This is a genomic window from Streptomyces sp. CRCS-T-1 (genome assembly GCF_024442335.1).
GTDB lineage: Bacteria > Actinomycetota > Actinomycetes > Streptomycetales > Streptomycetaceae > Streptomyces > Streptomyces koelreuteriae.
Window position 1 is genome coordinate 2151252 of record NZ_CP101651.1, and the last position, 22202, is coordinate 2173453.

Sequence of the window (22202 nt, forward strand, 5' to 3'; positions counted from 1 at the left end):
ACACTTTTCTCAGTTCCCGCTCAGCGCCCGCCCCAGCTCTCCCCGCCGCCGTATGCCCAGCTTCTTGTACGTGCTGGTCAGATGGGTCTCCACGGTGCGCCGGGCGAGGTGGAGCAGGCCCGCTATCTCGGCGTTCGTGCTGCCGTCGGCCGCCAGCCGGGCGATGCGCAGCTCGCTTCCGGTGAGGGCGCCGGAGCCGGTGCGGGCAGTGGCGGCGCGGCGGGCCCCGCCCTCGCGCAGGGCCTCCTCCGCGAGGAGCCGCAGCCGCACCGCGCCCAGGCGTTCGGCGCGTTCGGCGGCGCCGCGCAGACAGTCCCGGGCGCGGGCGCGTTCGCCCGCGGCGGTGAGCTGCCGGCCCTGTGCGAGGAGCGCGGCCGCCAACTCCCCCTCCGTGGCGGCCGGCCCGTCCGCGAGGAGGGCCACGGCCTCCTCGGCCAGGTCGAGGCCCCGGCGGCCGCCGGTGACCGTGCCGAGCACCCTGAGGGCGCGGCCGACCGTGCGGGGCGTGCCCCACACCCGGGCCAGGCGGACCTCCTCCTCGGCCAGGGCGAGCGCCTCCTGGGGGCTGCCGAGAGCCAGCCGGCATTCGGCGGCGGCGGAACGCCACGGGGTGACGACCGGGCTGATCACATCGCGGGCGGTCTGGCGGCGGCCGCACTCCAGGAAGTCGTGCAGGGCCCCGGCCGTGTCGCCCGCGTCGGCGCGCTGCACGCCCCGCGCGTACAGGAAGCGGTTCAGCTCCCAGTTGTCGGGCGCCTCACGCAGATCGAAGCCGTCCGCGAGCCGCCTGGCCTCGGTGGTGCGGCCGGTCTCCACGAGTGCGATCAGGGTGGTGGCGTGCACGTTGGAGGGCCCCTGGGCGGGGGTGGGCGGTTCGGCGGGCAGCAGCGTGTACTGGCCGCGCGCGGCGGCGATGTCGGCCCGTGTGTTGAGCAGCGCCGCGTGCATGGGGTGCAGCAGGTCGGGGCGCTGTCCGGCCAGTCCGCGGTCCACGAGGCGGTCGGCCTCGTCGAGTTCGTCGGCCCACTGGGCGACGGCGGCGGACGTGCCCAGCAGGAAGGGCTCGGTCAGCGGATGGGCCGGCTCGGCGAGCAGCGCGCGCACCTGGCGCATCGCGTCGTCCGCCGATGCGAGTGCGGCGCTGGCCGCGTACCGCACGAGCAGTGCCCGGGTCGCCGGTCCGACGAGTTCCGGTGAACGCTCGGCGGTCTCGGACAGCCGGCCGTACACATCGCTGCGGACCGTCTGGTCCTGGTCGGAGAGCAGGGCGGACGCGGTCTGGAGGGCGTTTCCCAGGTCGGGGTGTCCGGTGAGCTGGCCGTCGACGGTGCGCAGGACCTCCACGGCGGCGCCGGCCCGGCCGCGTCCCGCCAGCGCGGTGCCGAGAGCCACGGCGGCCCGCACCCGGTCCTGCGGTGAGCCGTGCAGCCCCAGTGCCTCGGTGAGCCGGGGGATGCCGGCCGAGGAGTCCCGGCCCGCGCACTCCAGGGAGCCCAGCTCGGTCAGCACCCGCTGCCGGTGGTCGTCGGGCAGCGGCTCCCGCAGGGCCCTGCGCAGGAACGCGACGGCGTCCTCGGAGCGGCCGTCGCGCAGCGCGAGGGAGGCGGCGTCCCGCAGCACGGCCGGGGCCCAGCCGGCGCCCACGGGGCCGGAGCGCAGCAGGTGTCGTGCCACCGCCCGGGTGGGGGCGCCGCGCTGCAGCAACGCCTCGGCGGCGGCTTCGTGCACCGCGTGCCGCCGGGCGGCGGGGACGCCGGTGAGTACGGCGTCCCTGAGCAGCGGATGGGCGTAGCGGGGCAGGCCGTCCGGGCCGGGGCGCAGCGGGCCGAGCCCGGTCATCGCGGTGAGCCAGCCCGCCACCCGGGCCGGGTCGGCGCCGGCGAGTTCCGCGAGCAGGCCGGCCGGCGCCTCGCCCCCGCCCGCTCCCCCTTCCGCCCGCCCCCATCCCTCCTCCAGCACGGCGAGGGACCGGGCCACCTCCGCCGTGCCGTTCCCGGCGCTGTCCAGCCACCACCGCACGGCGGCCACGTAGGAGCCCTGGTAGAGGGCGGCGGAGGTCTCGGGAAGGGCGGGGTACGGGAGCGGGGCGTCGGTCGTGTAACCGCCGGAGGCACCGAGGTCGTCCAGGAGGGCCCTCAGCAGCAGCGGGCTGCCCGCGCCGGCCCGGACGCAGCTCTCGACCCATGCCGTCGGGGCGTCCGGATGCTCCGCGCGCACCAGGCCGGTCGCCGAGTCCGGGGTGAGCGGGGACAGGGTGTGGGTGTCGACGAGGGCGGGAGAGAGGGTGTGGGTGAAGCCCGGGTCGGGCGGATCGATGTCGTACTGGCCGCGTTCGGTGACGGCCAGCAGGACCGGCAGAGGTAATCGGTCCACGTGCCGGGCGGCCTCCACGAGCCAGCGGTAGGAGGGGCCGTCGGCGAGGTGGACGTCGTCCACCGCGAGCAGCAGCGGGGACTCGGCGGCGTACGAGTGCAGCACATGCCGGAACAGGGCGCCCTGTTCGCGTTCGTCGCCGGCCGGGTCGAACCGCCCCGAGCCCGGCAGGGGTCCGAGGAGCTGGAGCACGGCGGCGAAGGGCCCGGGCGCGTATCCCGGCGAGCAGCGGGCACGCATCACCCGCACGCCTTGTGCGGCGGCGGCCTCGGCGGCCGCCTCCAGGACGCTGGTCCGGCCGGTGCCGGTGGCTCCGCGCACCAGCACGAGGCCGCCCGTCCCGGACCGGGCGCGTGCGAGACCGGCCGCCAGCAGGGCGGCGGCCTCCCGGTGTTCGGCCGGCTGCGCGGGCCCCGACTGCTCGGGCTGAGGATCGGGCATTCCTGCCTCCCTGGTCGGACGTGGCGTCTTCCCCCGTCGAGGACGGCCTGCGCCCGGGGCGGGTGCCGTGACAAGAGCCACGGCGGCGAGTTCCGGCCCCGACGGAACCGAACGGACCGTCACGGCACGGCCGTTGCGGGGCCGGTTGCGGTCTCGTGGTCGGCGCGGGCAGTTCCGTGGGTGGTACGGGCCGTTTCGTAGTGGGCGCGCGCCATTCCGTGGCCGGTACGGGCCGATCCGTAGTCGGCGCGGGACGATCCGTGGCCGGTACGGGCAGATCCGTAGTCGGCGCGGGACGATCCGTGGCCGGTACGGGCCGATCCACGACCGGCACGCGCCGTTTCGCAGTCGGCACGGGCCGATCCCCGGCCGGCACGGGCAATTCCGTGACCGGCACGGGCAATTCCATGGCCGGTACGGGCCGATCCGCAGTCGGCACGGGCCATTCCGTGGCCAGTACGGGCCGATCCACGACCGGCACGCGCCGTTTCGCAGTCGGCACGGGCCGATCCCCGGCCGGCACGGGCAATTCCGCGACCGGCACGGGCAATTCCATGGCCGGTACGGGCCGATCCGCAGTCGGCACGGGCCATTCCGTGGCCAGTACGGGCCGATCCACGACCGGCACGCGCCGTTTCGCAGTCGGCACGGGCCGATCCCCGGCCGGCACGGGCAATTCCGTGACCGGCACGGGCAATTCCGTAGCCGGTACGGCCCGATCCCGTGGTCCGCGTGGGTCGATCTCGTGGTGTGTCTCGTGGTGATCCACGATTGCGACCGGACCGTCCGCCCCAGAAGGGTGAGGAGTGCACATCCGCCACCGGCCCCACCGGGGTGGCGCGTACGTGGACATAGGGGAAACGGTTGCTCACCTCATCGCGGACCACCCGCCCCGGCACGGCCGACCCCGCGACCCGGATACCCGTGGCGGTGCACGCCACGGACCCGATATCGCGCGAGGGAGCGCTCAGCCAGCTGCGCCGGTTCCCGGAGATCGACCTGCGGGAGGAGACCGAGTCCGGACCGGGCACGGTCGCCCTGCTCATCGACGACGTGCTCGACGACACGGCCCTGACCCGGCTGCGCCGGCTGGTGCGCAGCGAGGGCGCGCGGGCGGTGCTCGTGGTGTCCGCGCTGCGGGAGACGGAGCTGCTCGATGTGATCGAGTGCGGGGTCGGTGCCATCGTGTGGCGCCGCGAGGCCACCGCGACCCGGCTCGTGCAGGCCGTACTCGCGGCCGCCCGCGGCGACGGCGACCTGCCCGCGGATCTGCTCGGCCGGCTGATCAACCAGGTGGGGACGCTGCATCGCGGCGCCGCCGGCCGTACCGGCGCTCCGGCCTCGGGGATGACACCCCGGGAGGTGGACGTACTGCGGCTGGTGTCCGAGGGACTCGACACCGGTGAGATCGCCAGCAAGCTGTCCTACTCCGAACGCACCGTCAAGAACGTGATGCACGGGCTGACCACCCGACTGCACCTGCGTAACCGGGCACACGCCGTGGCCCATGCCCTGCGGGAAGGCTACATCTGACCGAACGGGCATCCGAACTCGCCCCCACGGGCAGCGCTTTCTGCCCTGCGGCCGTCCCCGGCGTCCCTGCGGGCAGGGGCGGGGCGGAGGGCAGGATCGGACACGGCGGCGCACAGCACGGCAGGGCGGGAACGGGAGCACATCGGTGATCCACGAGGTGGACGAGGTCCTCAAGGGCCTGCTCAGCGGCGGCGCACTGGCCGGTTCCGGCATCGACGTCGCCCTCGACGCGCCGACCCGTGACTGGGCCGCCCGCCGCAACGCGCCCACGATCAACGCCTATCTGTACGACATCCGGGAGGACGTCGCCCGCCGCCAGCGGGGGCATGTCCCGATCCACGACGACCGGGACTTCGTCGTCAAGCACCGGCAGCCGCCCCGCTGGTTCCGGCTGTCGTACCTGGTGACGGCGTGGACGAAACAGCCCCAGGACGAACACCGGCTGCTGTCCGCGGTGCTGGCCACCCTGATCCCGCGCGAGCTGATCGCTCCCTCCGAACTGCCCGGTTCCCTCGGCGCGTTGGGCATGACGATCCCGATGTCCGTGGCCGGCACCCAGACCGAGTCGCGCTCCCTCGCGGAGATCTGGTCCGCGCTCGGCGGCGAACTCAAGCCGTCCCTCGACCTGGTGATCACCGCTCCCTTCCCGGCCTACCCCGAGTACGACGCCGGTCCACCCGTCACCGAGGGCGTCGCGGTCCGGGTCCGCACCATGGACGACACCCAGCCGCGCACGGAGGAACGCGCGCACAGCGCACGGCAGGTGGCGGCGGCCCAGGAGACCCGGGAGGCCAGGAAAGCCAGGAAGGCCGCACGAGGGAACCTGGGACTGAACCGCGCGACATGACCACGCAGACCCCCGATACCGAGCCCTCCGCCCTCGCGCTCCTCTCCCGCCTCGCCGAACTGCGGGAGAGGGTCGCCCTGCTGGTGGAGCACCGCTCCGCGGGCGACCCCACGGCCGGCGATCCACTGCGCGGCCTGTACCTGTCGGAGGAGGCCGTACGGCATCTGCTGCGCCCGGCCGAGCCGTCGCCGCTCACCGGCCCCGGGCTCGGGGCGCCGCCCGATGACCGGCTGGCCCGCCTCTCCGCCCGGCTCCGTCTGACCGAGCTCGACACCGCGCTGCTCCTCATCGCCCTCGCCCCCGACCTGGACCGCGGCTTCGAGCCGCTGTACGGCTACCTCAACGACGACGTCAGCCGCCGGCGGGCCACCGTCGCGCTCGCCCTCGACCTGTGCGGCGTCCCCGTCCATCTGGCCGAGGGACGGGCCCGGCTGCATCCCACGGCCCCGCTCTGCGCGCTCGGTCTCCTCACCGTGGAGGAGCCCGAACGCCCCTTCCTCAGCCGGGCGTTGCGCGTACCGGACCGGCTCGTGTCCCACCTGCTCGGGGACGACACCCCCGACGCGTCACTCGCCGGGCACCTGGGGGAACTGCCCGCACCGGAGCCGGGTACGGGCCTGCTCGCCCAGGACGACGAAGCCGCGCGGCTCACCCACCGGCTCGCCGAGCGGCTGGTCTCCGGGACGCCGCTCACCGTGTATCTGCGTGAGCGCCGCGAGGGCGACGGGCTGCCCTGCGTCACCGCCGCCCTGCGCGCCGCGGGCGTCCCGGCCGTGCGGTTCACCGGGCCCGAGGAGCGCGTCCCGGACCTGCTGCGGGAGGCCCGGCTGAGTGACCGGGCGGTCGTCGTCACGGTGCTGCCGGAGCAACCGGCTTCGCTGCTGCGGGAGTTGGCCGCTGCGGTCGATGTCCCCGTGCTGGTGACCGGGGCCCGCCCGTACGACCCCCGGTGGTGCGACGAGGATCCTCTCGTCCTGGAGGCGCCCGCACAGCGCGCCGGTGCGGTGGACGCCTGGTCGGCCGCCCTCGGCGGGGAACCCGGCTTCGACCTGGCCGCCACCGTCGCCCCGTACCACCTGGCCGGTGACCACATCACGCGTGCCGCCCGCGCGGCCCGGAGCCTCGCCGACTTCGACGGCACCCCGCTCTCCCCCGCCCATCTGCGCCTCGCCGCCCGGCAGCAGTCGGCCTCCGGGCTGGAGCAGCATGCCCGCCGGATCCGGCCCGACGTGGACTGGCGGGACCTCGTCCTGCCCGACGGGCCCCTGACCCAGCTCCGGGAACTCGCCCTGCGCGCCCGCCACCGCGACCGGGTCCTCGGCGACTGGCGGCTCAGCGCGGGCGGCGGCCGGGGCCGGGGCGTCCTCGGCCTGTTCGCGGGCGAGTCCGGCACCGGCAAGACACTCTCGGCGGAGGTCGTCGCCGCCGACCTCGGACTCGATCTCTACGTCGTCCAGCTGTCGTCCGTCGTCGACAAGTACGTCGGCGAGACCGAGAAGAACCTGGAACGCATCTTCACCGAGGCCGACCGCACCGACGCGGTACTCCTCTTCGACGAGGCCGACGCCGTCTTCGGCAAGCGGTCCGAGGTGAAGGACGCGCACGACCGGTACGCCAACCTGGAGAGCGCCTATCTGCTCCAGCGGCTGGAGTCCTTCGACGGCATCGCGCTGCTCACCACCAATCTGCGCGCCAACATCGACGAGGCGTTCACCCGGCGCCTGGACCTGATCGTCGACTTCCCCTTCCCGGACGCCGGGCAGCGTCTCGCGCTGTGGCGGCACAGCCTCGCGCACGTGCCGTGCGCGGACGGCATCGCGTTCGAGGCGGTGGCGGACGGCTTCGAGCTGGCGGGCGGCTCCATCCGCAGTGCGGTGGTGACCGCCGCGTACCTGGCCGCCGGGCGCGGGGACACGGTCACGGCGGACGACCTCCTGGAGGGCGCCCGCCGTGAGTACCGCAAGGCCGGCCGCCTGGTGCCGGGGGAAGGCACCTGGTAGCGGCCGGCCGGTCCGTCAGCCGTCCGAGGGCTGCACGATCTTCCACTCCTGGTCGTCCGTGTTGGAGCAGTGGAACAGGGTGAGGGTGCTGTCGTCACCGCCGGTGCTGTAGCCGGACACGTCCAGGCACTTGTTGTTGCTGGCGTAGTTGCGGATCCAGTAGGCGCCGCTCTCCTGCTTGTCGATCCACCAGAGCTGGTTGTCCTTCATCGTGCCGTCGCAGGTGTACTCGGTGATCCCGGACGGCACGGGGGCCGCCCCGTAGTACGGCAGGTCCACGCAGAGCTGGTCCTTGACGTTGCGGATCTGGAAGAGCGCGTGCCCGCCCGGTCCCTTGTTCTCGTACTTCACCTCGAGGTTCCACCGCTGGTTGTCCTGCCCGGTCTCGTCGCAGGTGAACTGCTTGACCGGTGCGTCGGCCTTGTTCTCGGGGGCGGCCGCGCACTTCTTGGTGGTGGGGTTGTACAGCAGGACGTTCATCGCGGGCACCACGGGCTTGGGCTTCTTCTTGGCGGGCGGCGGCGCCGCGGCACCCCCGCCGCCGCCCTGCCCCGCACCGGCCTGCGACTCCTGTTCCTGCGGCGTCGGCGACGGGGGCGGCGCCGAGGTCAGGGACGGGGTGGGTGTCGGGGACGGCGCAAGGGTGCTGCCGGCGCCGACGGGCGACGCGTCGGCCTTGGTGGTGACCGAGGGCTTGTAGGCGAGCCACAGCATGAGGAACGTGAACGCGAGGGCGAACAGGATCCCGAAGACGGTCGCGAGCCAGCCGGGCAGGAACCCGCGCTGGACGAACGTGCCCTCCACGGGCATCGCCGTGGCACCGGACCGCTGCACGGCGAGGGTGTAGGGCCGCTGCTCCTTCGACCCGAACCAGATGATGTTCTTGGGCTTCAGGGTGGTCTTGACGAACGCCGCCCGGCCCGGCTCGATCTGCACATTGGCCGGGTGGATGTCGTACGACAGTTCGTCGCCGTTGTCGCTGCCGCTGAGGGACGCGGTCAGCTTGGTGTTGCCCACGTTGTCGACGGCGAGCCGGGGCCGTCCCCGGAACCGCCCCTTGACCGTGGGCGGCACCAGCTCCGCCCGCACCTCGGTGAACGGCGTGATGGTCAGGTTCCCCTCGGGGACGGTCGTCGCCTCGGGGTGCTCGGTCGGGGTGATCCGCACCGCGTAGGGGTTCGGGCCCGCCGTGGCGTCCGGCGTACGCGGTGGCGCGAACGTCAGCTCCACCGTGCCGGTCGTGCCGGGGTAGAGGCGCAGGGACGCCGGCTCCACGGTCGTCCAGGGGGCGACGGGGCCGACCGGTTCGAAGCGGTACTCGTCGACGACATCACCGGTGTTGCGCAGGCGCAGGCGCACGCGCGTGCTGCTGCCCGGGTCGACGGTCGCGGAGGCGGGTTCCAGAGATGTCCACAGGCTCACGTCGCGACGCTAGCCGGGGTGTCCACGGCCCGTCAGGAAGCGAAAGGGCACGATGGGAGGGCCGAACGGGCCAGGGTGCGGGCCGTCAGGTCCGGGGCATGGGCGCTCCGGTCGCCGTCAGGATGAACTGGGCGTAGGAGTCGGCGTTCATGAGGGCGCGCCGGCCCAGGGCGTACCAGTTGGACTGCTTGCCCAGGTACGTCTGCTCGTCCTTGCCGTTGAACTCCTTCGGATCGCGCACCTTGCGCCGGTCGAGCATGGCGGGCTCCATCGCGGCCGCCACCTCGGGATCCGCCGAGGCCGTGAACTCGTCCTCCTGCACCTCCTCGAAGTACGGGCTGTACTGGTAGTCGAGCGTTCCGGCGAACCGGTGCGTGGCCTCGTGGACGATGTACCACGCGATCTGGCCCGGCTCCAGCAGGTGGATCGGGCCCGAGCGCTCCGTCAGGGGCGGCAGTTCCTCGCTCGTCTTGTCGTGGCCGAGGCCCATCAGACCCGCCATGTTCTCCGACAGGTTCCCGTCGACCCAGGCGGTGGCGTTGCCGGGCACGCCCGGCACCCCGCTGCCGACCAGGGCGATCTTCGCGCCCTGCGCGTTCAGTCCGTCGTGGATGCGCTGGACGATCTCGGCGATCCGCGGCAGGAAGGGGGCGAGCTGCCCGGGAGGGGCGGTCCGGAACACGGGGAAGCCCGACTGCAGGCCGGCCAGCAGCGGGCCCGCGGGCGCGCCATTGGCGTCCTTGAGCATCTTCAGCGCCGTGGCGATGCGGTGTTTGGCCTCGGCCACCGCGCGGCTGGTCTGTGTCCTGCGCCGGGCGAGGTCCTTCTCGGGGATCCGGCCCTTGGTGGAGAACGCGACGTTCTCGCTGCTGTGGAGCTGCCGGCTGTCGTCGTCGTAGGTGTCACCCGGGTGGGGCTTCCGCCCGGGGTCGAGGCCCAGCTCGGCGGAGGTCTTGAGGGCGCCGGAGCCGCCTTCGCTCCGCCACCGGTAGTGCGGTCGTTCGCGTTCGTCCTGGACGCTGGCGCCCTGGTCGAATGTCCACACGGTCCGCTGGACCGCCGCCCCCGCGGCCGGTGTGTTCGCGGCCGGCTGCGCCGCGCCCTCCGCCGGGACCGGCTGGACGGCGGGCACCGGCCCGTTCATCACCCGCCGGGCGTTGTCCACCGCGTGCCGCTCGCCCGCGTCGCCGACGTCGGACATCTTGACTCCGGCGCCGGTGTCCGTGCCGGGGACGGGGCCGGCCATCTGGTCCTGGAAGTGGGTGAGTTCGTGAGCCCAGTCCTCCTTGGTCAGCGGCGCGCCCTCGACGATGTGGGTCCCGGAGGTGTACGCCTTCGCGCCCAGCTCCGCCGCCGACTCCTGGGCCAGCGGCCCCTTGTGGACGCGTACGCCGCTGAAGTCGGCGCCGCCGAAACGGGCCTCCATCTCGGTCCGCAGCCCGGAGTCCATGCGCTGTCCCGGGGTGTTCAGCACGTCGTGCACCAGGGCGCGGCGCTGCACGGAGGGGGTGTGCCCGCAGTGCGCGTCGTGCTCGTGGCGCTCCTCCGCCACGGTCCGGGCCACGGCGGCGTTGCCGGCCATGCGCTGGAGCGCGAGCATCGGGTGCACCGGCACGCCGGGCGCGTCGGCGCCGCGATCGTCCCGGCCGGCGGCCCGTTTGCCCCCTGTTCCGTGTGCGTGCACGGCGTTCTCCTCGACACTCGACTCGCCACTGGACGGCTGACCCGCAAGTCTCACCCGCCGTTGAGGTGGAACGGGAGGGCCGGGAGGGCAGAGATGAGGGCAGGGCGCGCGTGACGAGGGCCGGGGCACCTCGGTGACTGCCCTTGCGGGCAACCGGATTGCCCCCGCTTCGGCACCGGAGGCCGTTCCCGCGCCGGTCCGGCGCGCGCGAGGGTGAGGGCTGTTCGTGTCTCGTACCCCGAGGAGAGCAGAGCATGCCGTCCTACCTGTCGCCCGGCGTCTACGTCGAGGAGGTGGCCAGCGGCTCGCGCCCGATCGAGGGGGTGGGGACGTCGGTGGCGGCCTTCGTCGGACTCGCGCCGACCGGACCGCTGAACGAGCCGACACTGGTCACCAACTGGACGCAGTACGTGGCGGCCTTCGGTGAGTTCACCGACGGGTACTACCTCGCGCACTCCGTCTACGGCTTCTTCAACAACGGCGGTTCCGCCGCGTACGTCGTGCGCGTGGGAGGCTCCGCCGAGGGCGTTCCCGCCGAGGCCGGCCAGGGTCCCGCCGCCGTCACCGGCCGTTCCGGCGGCGCCCCCGCCGCGCTGCCCGCGGGCGAGCCGAAGCAGCTCGGCACCTTCGCCGTCACCGCGGTGGCGCAGGGCGAACTGAGCGTCGAGGTCGCGGACCCCGAGGGCGAGGGCCCCGCCGAGCGGTTCAAGCTGATCGTCAAGGACGGCGACAAGCCGGTCGAGACGTTCGACGTGACCGCCAAGAAGGGCGGCCGCAACTACGTCGTCACACAGGTCAAGGAGCGCTCCAAGCTCATCGCCGTCACCGAGGCCGCGCCGGCCGCGCAGCTGGCCCGCCCGGACAACCAGACGGTGGCCCTCGCGGCCCCGGCGCCCGCGCCCCCCGCCGCCTCCGACAGCCACCCGGACGCCGCGCACCCGGGTCCGGCCCAGTACCTCGGCGACTCCGCCGACCGCACCGGCTTCGGTGGCCTGGAGGCCGTCGACGAGGTCTCCATGGTCGCCGTCCCCGACCTGATGGCCGCCTACCAGCGCGGCGCGATCGACCTGGAGGCCGTCAAGGCGGTCCAGCTCGGGCTGATCGCGCACTGCGAGCTGATGGGCGACCGGGTCGCCGTGATCGACCCGCCGCCGGGCATGAACGCCCGCCAGATCCGGGTCTGGCGCCAGGAGACCGCCGGCTACGACTCCAAGTACGCGGCCCTGTACTACCCCTGGATCAAGACCTTCGACCCGGCCACCGGCCACTCCCGGCTGGTCCCGCCGAGCGGCCATGTCGCCGGCATCTGGGCCCGCAACGACTCCGAGCGCGGCGTCCACAAGGCCCCCGCCAACGAGGTCGTGCGCGGCGCCGTCGACCTCGAACTGCAGATCACCCGCGGCGAGCAGGACCTGCTCAACCCGATCGGCGTCAACTGCATCCGCGCCTTCCCCGGCCGCGGCATCCGCGTCTGGGGCGCCCGCACCCTCTCCTCCGACCCGGCCTGGCGCTACCTCAACATCCGCCGGTACTTCAACTACCTGGAGGAGTCGATCCTGATCGGCACCCAGTGGGTGGTGTTCGAGCCGAACGACCACAATCTGTGGGCCCGGATCCGGCGCAACATCTCGGCGTTCCTGGTCAACGAGTGGCGCGACGGCGCCCTGTTCGGCCGGCGTCCCGAGGAGGCGTACTACGTCAAGTGCGACGAGGAGACGAACCCGCCGGAGTCGGTCGACGTCGGCCGCGTGATCTGCGAGATCGGCATCGCCCCGGTGAAGCCCGCCGAGTTCGTGATCTTCAGGCTGGCCCAGTTCTCCAGCGGCGGCGGGGAACTGGAGGAGTAGCCCCGGCCGCGCGTCCGCCATCCACCAAGACCCCCTAGAAGGACTGCGAACAGCACATGAGCCTTTCGCCGGGTGACTCCCTCACCTCACACAATTTCGGGCTGCAGATCGACGGCGTCATGGTCGAGTACCTCGCCGAGGTCAGCGGCCTGTCCATGGAGCAGGACGTCATCACGTACCAGCAGAACACGATGAACGGCCAGAACAAGGTCGTGAACCTGCCGGGCGTGAAGAAGAACGGGACCTGCACGGTCGTCCGCGGTATGACCCAGTCGGCCGCGTTCACCGAGTGGATCAACCAGTCGATCACCGGCCAGATGAGCACGGCCCGCAAGAACGCGTCCATCATCATGATGGATTACCAGAGCAACCCGGTGAAGCGCTACAACATGCGCAACGCGTGGTGCAGCAAGATCGACACGAGCACCGTGAAGGCGGGCGAGGCGTCGGCGCTCACCGAGACCGTCACCATCGTGTTCGAAGAACTGGACATCGAGTAATGCGGCGTACGGCTGCCAGGGCCGGCGGCGCGGTCACGCACGCGGGCGCCGACGCGGCGGGGTCGGTGGGACCCGGCCCGGGACCTGGACCTGGACCGGGGCCAGGGCCGATGCAGGCTCCTCCCGCCGCCCCGGTCCCGGAGCAGGCCCCGCCGCTGCAACAGCACGAACTGCGCACGGAGTTCCCCTTCCAGCTCCCCCGCGGGTACGTCGACGAGTCGGGCACCGTCCACCGCGACGGTGTGATGCGCCTGTCGACGGCCCGGGACGAACTCGTGCCGCTGCGGGACGTGCGGGTGCAGGAGAACCCGGCGTTCCTGTCGGTGGTGCTGCTGGGCCGGGTCATCACCCGGCTCGGCACGCTGCCGAACGTGCACGACGGGACCGTGGAGAACATGTTCGCCTCGGACCTCGCCTTCCTCCAGGACTTCTACCGCCAGATCAACGCGGAGGGCCACACCCGCGCGGCCGTGGAGTGCCCGCACTGCGCGGAGCCCTTCGAGGTCGAACTCGGCGGGAGCCGCCTGGGGGAATCGTGACGTACGCGACCGACCGGCTGCACGAGGAGATCGCGTACGTCGCCTACCACTTCCACTGGAGCATGGACGAGATCCTGAACCTGGAACACCGCGACCGCCGCCGCTACACGGCCGAGATCGCGTCCCTGGTCACGCGCGCCGGGGCGGAGGACTGAGACATGGGGTTCCTGGACCGGTTGCGGGGACGACGGGACGACGGGGGCGCTGCCGCTGAGGCGGTGCCGGTATCGGTGCCGGTTCCGGTGGACGGTGGTTCCGCGAGTACGGGTGCGGGTGCGGCGCCTGCGGGTGCCGGGCCTGTGGGTGCCGGGCCTGTGGTGCGCGCCGCCTGGTCGAGGCTGCCGTCGATCCAGCGGACCCTGGCTTCCGGGCAGGAGGCCGGGGTCGCGGACGCCGGGTTCGGCGGGCGCCTGCCGACGTGGCAGAACCCGTCGTTCTCGGGCACGGCGTCGCCCGCGATCCTGAACGGGCAGTCGCAGACGCTGCTCGGCGACCTCTCACACCACCCGACGACGGGCCGACCGGTGTTCGGCCTCGAACGCCCCACGGGGACTTTGCCGTTGACCGGCCCGGAGCCGGTGGTGCAGCGGGCACCGGCGGTGCCGTTGCGGGAGATTCCTGGGAGAGGGGTCGGGGGTGGCGGGGCCCGTGCGGGTGCGGGTGCGGGGGCCGGTGGCGCCGTCCCAGGTTCCGGTGGCAGTACCGGTGCGGGTGCCCCCGGGGCTGGAGGTATGGCCGGAACGTCGGGGGACTCGGAGGTTGCCCGGGGTTCCATGGTGTCCGAGGGCTCGGGAACTCCTGTGACTCCGAAGGGTGCCCGGCGGTCGAAGGCGCCGAGAGCCTCAAGCACTCCCAGGGCTTCGAAGCGTGCCAGGGCCTCCAAGAGTGCTGAGAGCCCGAAGATTCCCCACTCTTCAGGGACTCCCACGGCCTCGAAGAACCCCGAAGCCGCGACGACTCCCGAGCCTCCGAAGAGCGCCACGGCCCCGGAGGCCCCCAAGGCTTCGAGGAGCCACGGGGGCTCGACGGCTCCCAAGACTTCGAAGAGTGCAAGGGGGTCGAAAAGTGCCCCGGCCTCGGAGACTCCTGAGGCCTCCAGGAGTCTCGGGTCCTCAGACATCCCCGGCGGCTCGGAACGTGCCGACGGCGGGGTGGAAGCCGGCATGCTCCCGGGGCCTGCCGCAAGCGCGGGGACCGGCGGGAGCGCACAGGCTGCCGGGCCACACACGCCCGTCCGCCAGCGGCTGGGTACGGACCGCTCCACTCCTTCGGGCGGCAGGTCACTGCCGGCCACGGGGGTACCCGTGGTGTCCCCGATACCCCCACCCGCCCAGGGGGAGGCCCCTGCACCGCTCCCCGTTCCCGGCCTCCGCGTGAAGCCCGTACCGGCAAGCAGCCGACCGTCCCGGCCCAACTCCCTGACGAAGACACAGGCAGGAGCGGCCCCGGTTCAGCGACGGACGCTCCCGTCGACGCGGCGACCTGCGGCAGCCGCCACGTCCAACGCGTCAACCGGCGGCAGTCAGGCGCGAGTCCACACACCTGAATCCACGCCCTCTGCCTCTGTGCAGCGGGCTGTCACCAGCTCTTCCGATACGGGCCACAGCGACACCCCGTCGACACGGCCGCCCGGAGCGGACGCCACCTTCAAGACGCCGACCGGCATCAACCGGGCCGCCCATGCTCCACAGACAGTCACCAGCCCTACCGATACGGGCCACAGCGACACCCCGTCGCCCCTGCCGCCCACAGCGGACGCCACCTCCAAGATGCCAACCGGCACCAGCCAGACGGCAGTTCACACCCCGGACACTGCCGAACGCGCCCACGCTCTCCCGTCAGGCCCGACGACCGTCACAAGCCCTACGACGAACAGCCCGGCTGCGCAGACAGCCCCCACGCAGCCCCGGCCGGGTGCGGTGACGCCGCCGTCAGGACCGGCCGGGGCGCAAGGACCCACCCTGTCCGGCAGAGCGGAAGGCAAGTCCGCGCACAGCACGACCGACGCGGCGGCAACACCGACGCCGCCAGTCCAACGACGGCCGGCCACCCCCAAGGGCACGGGCCCGGCTCACACCTCGGCCACGCGACCCACGCAGCCGGGCAACGCCGCTACGACGCCACGCACCGGCAACACCACACCGACACCCGCCCGCGACAGCCACCCGACGGGCACCCCCGCCCCACGCCCGCAGCCCGGCACCAGCACCAGCACCACCCCACCCACCGGCGAGATCGCCCCCGCCCCCGCCACACCCACCAGCGGCCCCACACCGCCGACAGCCAATCCCGCCGCCCCGCCGCCCCACCCGCTTGCCCGCACCAGCCCGGCCCCGACGGTCCAACGCCAACAGACCGCCCCCGCCCGACCGCCACGCCCCCAGCCCGGCAACGGCGCCGCAACACCCACCGCCCCCACACCGCCGTCGAGCACCCCCGCCCTGCCCCCACGCACACAGCCAGGCATCAACACCACCGCACCCACACCGACGCCAGCCACCCCCGCTCCGGCGCGCCCCACACCTGCCCGCACCAGCACAAGCACCAGCCCCAGCCCGGCCCCAACGGTCCAACGCCAACAGACCGCTCCAGCCCCGGCCCCAACCCCGGCCCACACCAGCCGGACCACCTCCCCCACCGCACCACCACGGCCGCCCGCCGACAGGTCCGCCCCCGCACCCACCAACATCACGCCGTCCCCCACGCCCCCCGCACCACAGCCACCCCACGCCACCCGAACCACACCACCTGCGCCACCCACACCCGCATCACCCGCATCACCCGCCGCCAGAACAACCGCCACCCCACCGTCACCCCCCACCGTTCAGCGAGCGGCACTCCCTCACACCAAGGCCCCCGGCCCCACACAGCCCCCAGTCACCACACGCCACACCCCCCACCTGGGCCTCGGCGCCCCGATCACCCCACAGCCGGCCCCACCCTTCCCCGCCACAACCACCACGCCCACCACCCCGACCACCCCCCGCCGCTCCCCACTCGGCGCCCCGGCAAGCAAGGCCCCCACACCCCCGGCCACCAGCACCCCCACCACCCCATCCGCCACCACCCCCCTCCCCGTGGTCCAACGCTTCTGGAAGAAGCCGAAGAAGACCACCGAAACCGCCCCCATGAACACCACCGGCGCCCTCGCATCCGCCGCGGCCGCCACCATCGCCAACAGCCTCACCCCCCGCACCGCCCAGACCCCCGGACCGCCGCACCACCCCCGTACACACCGCCCGCACCCGCACCCGCCCCCGCTCCACCCCGAAACCCCCCACCCCCGTACTCCGCCGAGCCCGCCCCCTCCGCCCCACCCCCCTACGCAGAGGTCCCGAACGGCGGCTTCGACCCCCGGGACCTCACCGACTTCCAGCTCGACGAACTGGTCCACCGCCTCATCGGCCGCATCACCCGGCTGATCCGCACAGAACTCCGCATGGACCGCGAGCGGATCGGCAGACTCCGCGACCCCCGCCACTGACACAGAAAGGCCCTCGATGTCCCGCCAGGACCCGGGCTCCACGATCTGGTTCACCCTCAGCATCGACGGTGAGAGCCTCGGCTACTTCAACGGATGCGAAGGGCTGTCGTCCCAGGTGGAGGTCGAGCAGCGCCAGGAGGGCGGCAACAACGGGTTCGTCTGGCAGCTGCCCACCCGTGTCACCTTCTCCACCATCCGGCTGACCCGCCCGCTCACCCCGGACACCACGAAAGTGGCCAAGTGGATCTCGTCCGTGCAGACGGGCATCAAGCGGCCCACCGCCCAGATCGCCGCGCTGCGCGCGGACGGCTCCGAGGTGGCCCGCTGGGGGCTGATCGACGTACTGCCGGTGAGCTGGAGCGGTCCCAGCCTGGACCCGGCCAACCCGGCCGTGGCGACCGAGGTCCTGGAGATCACGCACCACGGGTTCACTGACTGAAGGGGCGGGACAGAGACATGGCACGAGCCAGCAGCAAGGGCGCGGGAAAGAGCCTCGTCAGGGCGACGCTCGCGATCCACGAACCGCCCGTCGGCAAGAGCACCACGCCCGGCGGGATCATCAAGACCTTCGGCTTCGACTTCAATCCCGCGCAGCTGTCCCTGACCCGCCGCGCCCAGTGGAAGTCGACGCCCGCGCAGATCGAACGGGACGGCGCCCTGCCGGAGTTCATGGGCGCAGAGGCGCGGGAGATGGGCGTGGAGATCTTCCTGGACTCCTCCGCCAAGCCGACCGGCAACACCGTGCTGAAGAAGGTGGAGTCGCTGCTCGCCTGCTGCGAGGTGACCAACGCCAGCATCGCGGCGAAGCAGCCGTCGCCGCCCTGGGTGGTGTTCCAGTGGGGGTCGTTCTCCACGGCCCGGTTCACGGCGTACGTGAGCTCGGTGGAGGCGACGTACTCCCTCTTCGGCACGACGGGCGTGCCCATCCGCGCCACCTGCCGGCTCCAGCTGCACGAGATCCCCAGCAAGACCAAGAGGCAGAACCCGACGTCGGGCGCGCTCACCGCGCAGCGCGTGCACCGGGTCGTGGCGGGCGACTCCCTGCAGTCGCTGGCCTGGCGGGAGTACGGCAACGCCGCCGCCTGGCGCTCGATCGCCGAGGCCAACGGCATCGACGACCCGTCCCGGCTGCGGGCCGGTGCGGAACTGGTGCTGCCCGCCGCCGAGGAGGTACGTCCGTAATGGTGCAGTCCGCGTTCTCCAATGTCGTCGAGGTGAAGCTCGGGGGCGCCAAGCTGCCGCAGGAGTTCGCCCGGGCGCTGGTCGACAGCCATGTCGACCAGGGCGCCGGGGTGCCGGCCGCGTTCCGGCTGACGTTCCGGGACCCCTACCGGGTCCTGCTGCGCGATCTGAAGGTCACCTTCGGCACGCCGGTGGTCATCGCGCCGGTGTCCGACGGGCAGGGCGCCGCCGACCCGCTGCTGACCGGCGAGGTCACCGGCCTGGAGGCCGACTACGACGGCACGGGCACCTTCACCGTGATCCGCGGCTACGACCTCGGGCACCGTCTGCTGCGCCGCCGCCGGGTGGCCGCCTACCGCAACCAGAGCGCGTCGGACATCGCGCGCAAGCTCGCCGCGCAGGGCGGGGTGCCGGTGGGGCGGGTGCAGTCGACGAAGACGGTGTACGACTTCATCAGCCAGTCCAACGTCACCGACTGGGACTTCCTCGCCCGGCTCGCCGACGAGAACGAGATGGTGATGTCCGTCGACGCGGACGGCAAGTTCCAGTTCGTGAAGCCGAAGCCGTCGTCCGGGGCGCCCTCGCCGCAGACCGACGGCGACCGGAGCCCGTTCGTGCTCCAGGCCGGGCACGACATCCTGCGGCTGCGGTCCGCCGTCACCGCCGCCGACCAGGTCGGCAAGGTCGAGTCGCGGGGCTGGGACGTCACGACGAAGAAGAGGCTGACGGCGACCGCGCCCGCCATCGACAACCCGGGCATCGGCATCGGCACGACACCCGGCGCGGCGGCCGGCAAGTTCAAGCCGGCCACGCTCGTCGAGACGAGCACACCGTACGACCGGCAGAACGAGGTGAAGTTCGCCGCCGACGCCCTCGCCGACGACCTCACCTCCTCGTTCGCCGAGATGGAGGTCGTCGCCCGCGGAAATCCCAAGCTGCGCCCGGGGGTTCCGGTGACGCTGTCGGACGTCGGGGAGCCCTTCGAGGGCAAGTACACGGCGACGTCCGTACGGCATGTGTTCGGCGACGGCAGGCACTACGAGGCGTGGGTGACGGTCAGCGGGCGGCAGTGGCGGTCGCTGTACGGGCTGGCCTCCGGGGGCGCCGAGAGCGCGCCGCGGCTGCCGAGCGTGGCCAACGCGCTGGTCACCGATGTGAACGACCCGCTCAAGCAGGGCCGGGTGCGGTTGCAGTTCCCCTGGCTGGACGACAGTTATGTCAGCGACTGGACGCGGACCGTGCAGTGGGGCGGCCTCGGCGGCGGGGGCATCTTCCCCATGGACGTCAACGACGAGGTGCTCGTGGCGTTCGACCGGGGCGCCCTCGACCATCCCTTCGTCATCGGCGGGCTCTACAACGGCAAGGACAAGCCGACGCCCGTGAACGACGTGCCGCTGCACGACACCGTGCGCAAGAAGGCGAGCCGGCACACCGTCTCGGACCGGGACGGCAACCGGATGGACCTGCTCAGCCAGAAGACCGGCCTGCGCAAACAGGGGGTCCGGCTGACCTCCGGCGACAAGCAGCTGGTCATCAATCTGGACCGGACGAAGACCGAGATCGTCGTGGACAGCAAGGGGTCGGTCACCATCAAGGGCAGCCGGTCGGTGTCGGTGGAGGCCGGCACCGATCTCCTGCTCAGCGCCCGGCGCAGCCTGACCCTCAAGAGCGGCGGTCCGCTCACCATCCAGGGCGGCGGGGTGGTCAACATGCGGGCCGCCGGAGCGATCAGCGTGAACGCGCTGGGCGCCCTGAACCTGGACGCCAAGGGCGTCGCGAACCTCACCGGCGTCGGCACCGTGCAGATCAACTCGCTCGCCAACACGACGATCAAGTCCCCGACCACCCTCATCGGTTCGAAGGTGTTCGGCGTCACCACCATTCCCGTGCCGATGCCGATCCCATGACCGATTCCGCAGAAGGCTGCCGGAAGAGACGTTCTCCGAAAGACAGGGTGTGGTGCTGATGGCCGAGCAGTTCGTCGGCTCCGGCTGGTCGTTCCCGCTGCGCATCGGGCCGACCGGCGGGATCGCGCTGGTCAGCGGGGAGCGGGAGATCGAGGAGGCGATCCGGCTGGTCCTGTCGACCGCTCCGGGCGAGCGGCCGATGCGGCCGGACTTCGGCTGCGCGATCCACGACCTGGTGTTCGCGCCGGTCAACGAGCAGACCGCGGGCCGTATCCAGCACGAGGTGTACGCCAGCCTGGACCGCTGGGAGCCGCGGATCGAGGTCGACGACGTCGAGGTCACCGCCGGCACCGACCAGAGCGTCCTCTACATCGACGTCCGGTACTCGATCCGCGGCACCAACAACCCGCGCAGCCTGGTCTTCCCCTTCTACGTCATTCCGTCCCACGACGAGCCCGACGCCCCCGAAAGCGACCGCTGATGGCACTGCCCTCCCCCAACCTCGACGACCGCCGCTTCCAGCAGTTCGTCGACGACGCCAAGCGCTATATCCAGCAGCGCGCCCCGGAGTGGACGGACCACAACGTCTCCGACCCCGGCGTCACCCTCGTGGAGACGGTCGCGCACATGGCCGACCAGATCGTCTACCGGCTCAACCGGGTGCCGGAGAAGAACCACTTGGCGTTCCTGGACCTCGTCGGGATCACCCTGTTCCCGCCGTCCGCGGCCCGCACCGAGGTGACGTTCTGGCTGTCGGCTCCGCAGGAGGAGGCGGTGTGGGTGCCGGTGGGCACGGAGGTCGCCACGCTGCGCACCGAGAGCGAGGAGGCGGTGGTCTTCGCCACCGAGCGCGAACTGACGTTGGTGCCCTGCGCGTTGCGCCATCTGCTGGTGCAGCACCGGGGTGAGCCGATGGCCGACCGGACGTCCGACCTCGCGGAGGAGGACAAGGACCTGCTGTGCTTCTCCGAGTCGCCCGAGCCCGGTGACTCCGTGCTGTTCGGCCTGACCGCCGCGGTCCCGCACTGCGCGATCGCCCTGGACCTGGACAGCCGGGTGGACGGCGTCGGCGTGGACCCGCGCCAGCCGCCGCTGGTGTGGGAGGCGTGGACCGCGGACGGCTGGCAGATCTGCGAGGTCGACCGGGACGGCACCGGCGGTCTGAACCGGCCCGGCGAGGTCGTGCTGCACATCCCCGGCGGGCATGTGCTGTCCCGCAACGCCGGGCAGGAGGCCGGCTGGCTGCGCTGCCGCGTCACCGACCCCCGGCCGAACCAGCCCTTCTACACGACCTCGCCCACCGTGCGCGCCGCCGAGGCCTTCACCATCGGCGGCACCACCCAGACCGTGCACGCCGAGACGGTGTACGACGAGGCGCTCGGCGAGTCCACCGGGCTGCCGGGCCAGCGGCTGCGCCTGCTGCACGCGCCCGTGGTCGGCGACGACCCGCCGCTGCTGCTGCAGACCGCCGAGCACGACGGCTGGACGGACTGGCGGGTCGTCCCGAACTTCGCGGGCTCCGGGCCCAACGACCGGCACATCACCCTCGACGCCACGACCGGCGAGATCGCCTTCGGCCCGGCCGTGCGCGAACCCGACGGGTCCCTGCGGCAGTACGGGACGGTCGCCCCCAAGGGCGCCCCCGTCCGGGCCCGCCGCTATCGCACGGGCGGCGGGCGCGCCGGCAATGTGGCGCGCGGTGCCGTCCAGGTGCTGCGCACCTCCATCCCGTACGTCTCCGAGGTCGTCAACCGCGAGGCCGCGCGCGGCGGTGTGGACGGGGAGACGGTTCAGGAGGCGAAGGTCCGGGCCCCGATCACCCTGCGCGCCCAGGAGCGTGCCGTGACGCTGCGCGACTACGAGGAGCTGGCCCGCCGCGCCGCCCCGGAGACCGCGCGCATCACCTGCCTGGAGGGCGAGGAGGGCGAGCACGGGGCCTACGCGGTACGGGTGCTGGTCGTGCCGCAGGCCGTGCCGGACCCCGGCGGCCGGCTGCGCTTCGAGCAACTCGTGCCCGGTGACGCGCTGCTGGACCGCATCACCCGGCATCTGGACGAACGGCGCCTGATCGGGACCCGGTTGGCGGTGGGCCCGCCGTACTACCAGGGCGTCACCGTGGTGGCCACGGTGCATGCCTTCCGGGGTGTCGACACCGACCGGGTGCGCCGTCAGGCGCATGACGCCCTCTACCGGCACCTCGATCCGCTGACCGGCGGCGCGGACGGCACCGGCTGGCCGTTCGGCCGGCCCGTGCAGTCCGGTGAGGTGTTCGCGGTGCTGCAACGCGTGCCGGGGGTGGAACTGGTCGACGAGGTGGTCCTGCACCCCGCCGACCCGCTCACCGGCAAGCGCGGCGAGGCGACGAACCGGATCGATCTGTCCGCGCCGTCGCTGGTGTTCTCGTTCGACCACCGCGTCCGGGTGATCGGAGACGGTTCGTGAA

Annotated in this window: 15 protein-coding genes; 12 read left to right on the top strand and 3 right to left on the bottom strand. The window is 72.8% G+C overall.

Annotated features, from left to right (window positions below):
* Positions 1 to 9: 9 nt before the first annotated feature.
* On the bottom strand, positions 10 to 2814 hold the full coding sequence (locus tag NNW99_RS09380) for an AAA family ATPase (protein WP_215118250.1): 2805 nt from the start codon (positions 2812 to 2814) through the stop codon (positions 10 to 12).
* Positions 2815 to 3678: 864 nt separating this feature from the next.
* Here NNW99_RS09380 and NNW99_RS09385 point away from each other — a divergent pair.
* The 3 genes from NNW99_RS09385 to NNW99_RS09395 all read left to right on the top strand — a co-directional run bounded on the left by NNW99_RS09385 (position 3679) and on the right by NNW99_RS09395 (position 7194).
* Positions 3679 to 4347, top strand: coding sequence for a LuxR C-terminal-related transcriptional regulator (locus tag NNW99_RS09385; protein ID WP_215118251.1), 669 nt, complete (start codon positions 3679 to 3681; stop codon positions 4345 to 4347).
* 145 nt (positions 4348 to 4492) lie between these two features.
* Complete coding sequence (locus NNW99_RS09390; protein WP_215118252.1) at positions 4493 to 5194, top strand: DUF4255 domain-containing protein; 702 nt, start codon at positions 4493 to 4495, stop codon at positions 5192 to 5194.
* Positions 5191 to 7194, top strand: coding sequence for an ATP-binding protein (locus tag NNW99_RS09395; RefSeq protein WP_215118253.1), 2004 nt, complete (start codon positions 5191 to 5193; stop codon positions 7192 to 7194). The genes NNW99_RS09390 and NNW99_RS09395 overlap by 4 nt, the downstream gene beginning before the upstream one ends.
* Positions 7195 to 7209: 15 nt before the next feature.
* On the opposite strand, the gene NNW99_RS09400 is transcribed toward NNW99_RS09395, so the two are convergent.
* Both NNW99_RS09400 and NNW99_RS09405 read right to left on the bottom strand, forming a co-directional pair.
* Complete coding sequence (locus NNW99_RS09400; RefSeq protein ID WP_215118254.1) at positions 7210 to 8616, bottom strand: RICIN domain-containing protein; 1407 nt, start codon at positions 8614 to 8616, stop codon at positions 7210 to 7212.
* Positions 8617 to 8701: 85 nt separating this feature from the next.
* The gene (locus tag NNW99_RS09405; protein ID WP_251057751.1) at positions 8702 to 10300 is read right to left on the bottom strand and encodes a DUF4157 domain-containing protein; all 1599 of its coding nucleotides are present in this window, start codon (positions 10298 to 10300) and stop codon (positions 8702 to 8704) included.
* A 254-nt stretch (positions 10301 to 10554) separates the two neighbouring features.
* Between NNW99_RS09405 and NNW99_RS09410 the strand changes: the two genes are divergently transcribed.
* The 9 genes from NNW99_RS09410 to NNW99_RS09450 all read left to right on the top strand — a co-directional run bounded on the left by NNW99_RS09410 (position 10555) and on the right by NNW99_RS09450 (position 22201).
* Entirely contained in the window at positions 10555 to 12147 is a 1593-nt protein-coding gene (locus tag NNW99_RS09410) for a phage tail sheath subtilisin-like domain-containing protein (protein WP_215118255.1), read from the top strand.
* Between the two features lie 56 nt (positions 12148 to 12203).
* Positions 12204 to 12647 carry a phage tail protein gene (locus NNW99_RS09415; protein WP_215118256.1) on the top strand — a complete coding sequence of 148 codons (444 nt, stop codon included), beginning with the start codon at positions 12204 to 12206 and terminating at the stop codon, positions 12645 to 12647.
* A complete protein-coding gene (locus NNW99_RS09420; protein WP_215118257.1) occupies positions 12647 to 13186 on the top strand; it encodes a hypothetical protein in 540 nt (179 codons plus the stop codon). Before NNW99_RS09415 ends, NNW99_RS09420 begins: the two co-directional genes overlap by 1 nt.
* Positions 13183 to 13341 (top strand): DUF6760 family protein, encoded by a 159-nt coding sequence (locus tag NNW99_RS09425; RefSeq protein WP_215118258.1) that lies wholly within the window; start codon positions 13183 to 13185, stop codon positions 13339 to 13341. Before NNW99_RS09420 ends, NNW99_RS09425 begins: the two co-directional genes overlap by 4 nt.
* A gap of 3345 nt (positions 13342 to 16686) precedes the next feature.
* Entirely contained in the window at positions 16687 to 17109 is a 423-nt protein-coding gene (locus tag NNW99_RS09430) for a phage tail protein (protein ID WP_215118260.1), read from the top strand.
* A 17-nt stretch (positions 17110 to 17126) separates the two neighbouring features.
* Positions 17127 to 17852, top strand: coding sequence for a LysM peptidoglycan-binding domain-containing protein (locus tag NNW99_RS09435; protein ID WP_215118261.1), 726 nt, complete (start codon positions 17127 to 17129; stop codon positions 17850 to 17852).
* Positions 17852 to 19759 carry a VgrG-related protein gene (locus NNW99_RS09440; RefSeq protein WP_215118262.1) on the top strand — a complete coding sequence of 636 codons (1908 nt, stop codon included), beginning with the start codon at positions 17852 to 17854 and terminating at the stop codon, positions 19757 to 19759. The genes NNW99_RS09435 and NNW99_RS09440 overlap by 1 nt, the downstream gene beginning before the upstream one ends.
* 58 nt (positions 19760 to 19817) lie before the next feature.
* The gene (locus NNW99_RS09445; protein ID WP_184598462.1) at positions 19818 to 20240 is read left to right on the top strand and encodes a GPW/gp25 family protein; all 423 of its coding nucleotides are present in this window, start codon (positions 19818 to 19820) and stop codon (positions 20238 to 20240) included.
* Positions 20240 to 22201, top strand: a complete 1962-nt coding sequence (locus NNW99_RS09450; protein WP_215118263.1) for a putative baseplate assembly protein — start codon at positions 20240 to 20242, stop codon at positions 22199 to 22201. The genes NNW99_RS09445 and NNW99_RS09450 overlap by 1 nt, the downstream gene beginning before the upstream one ends.
* Position 22202 lies beyond the last annotated feature (1 nt).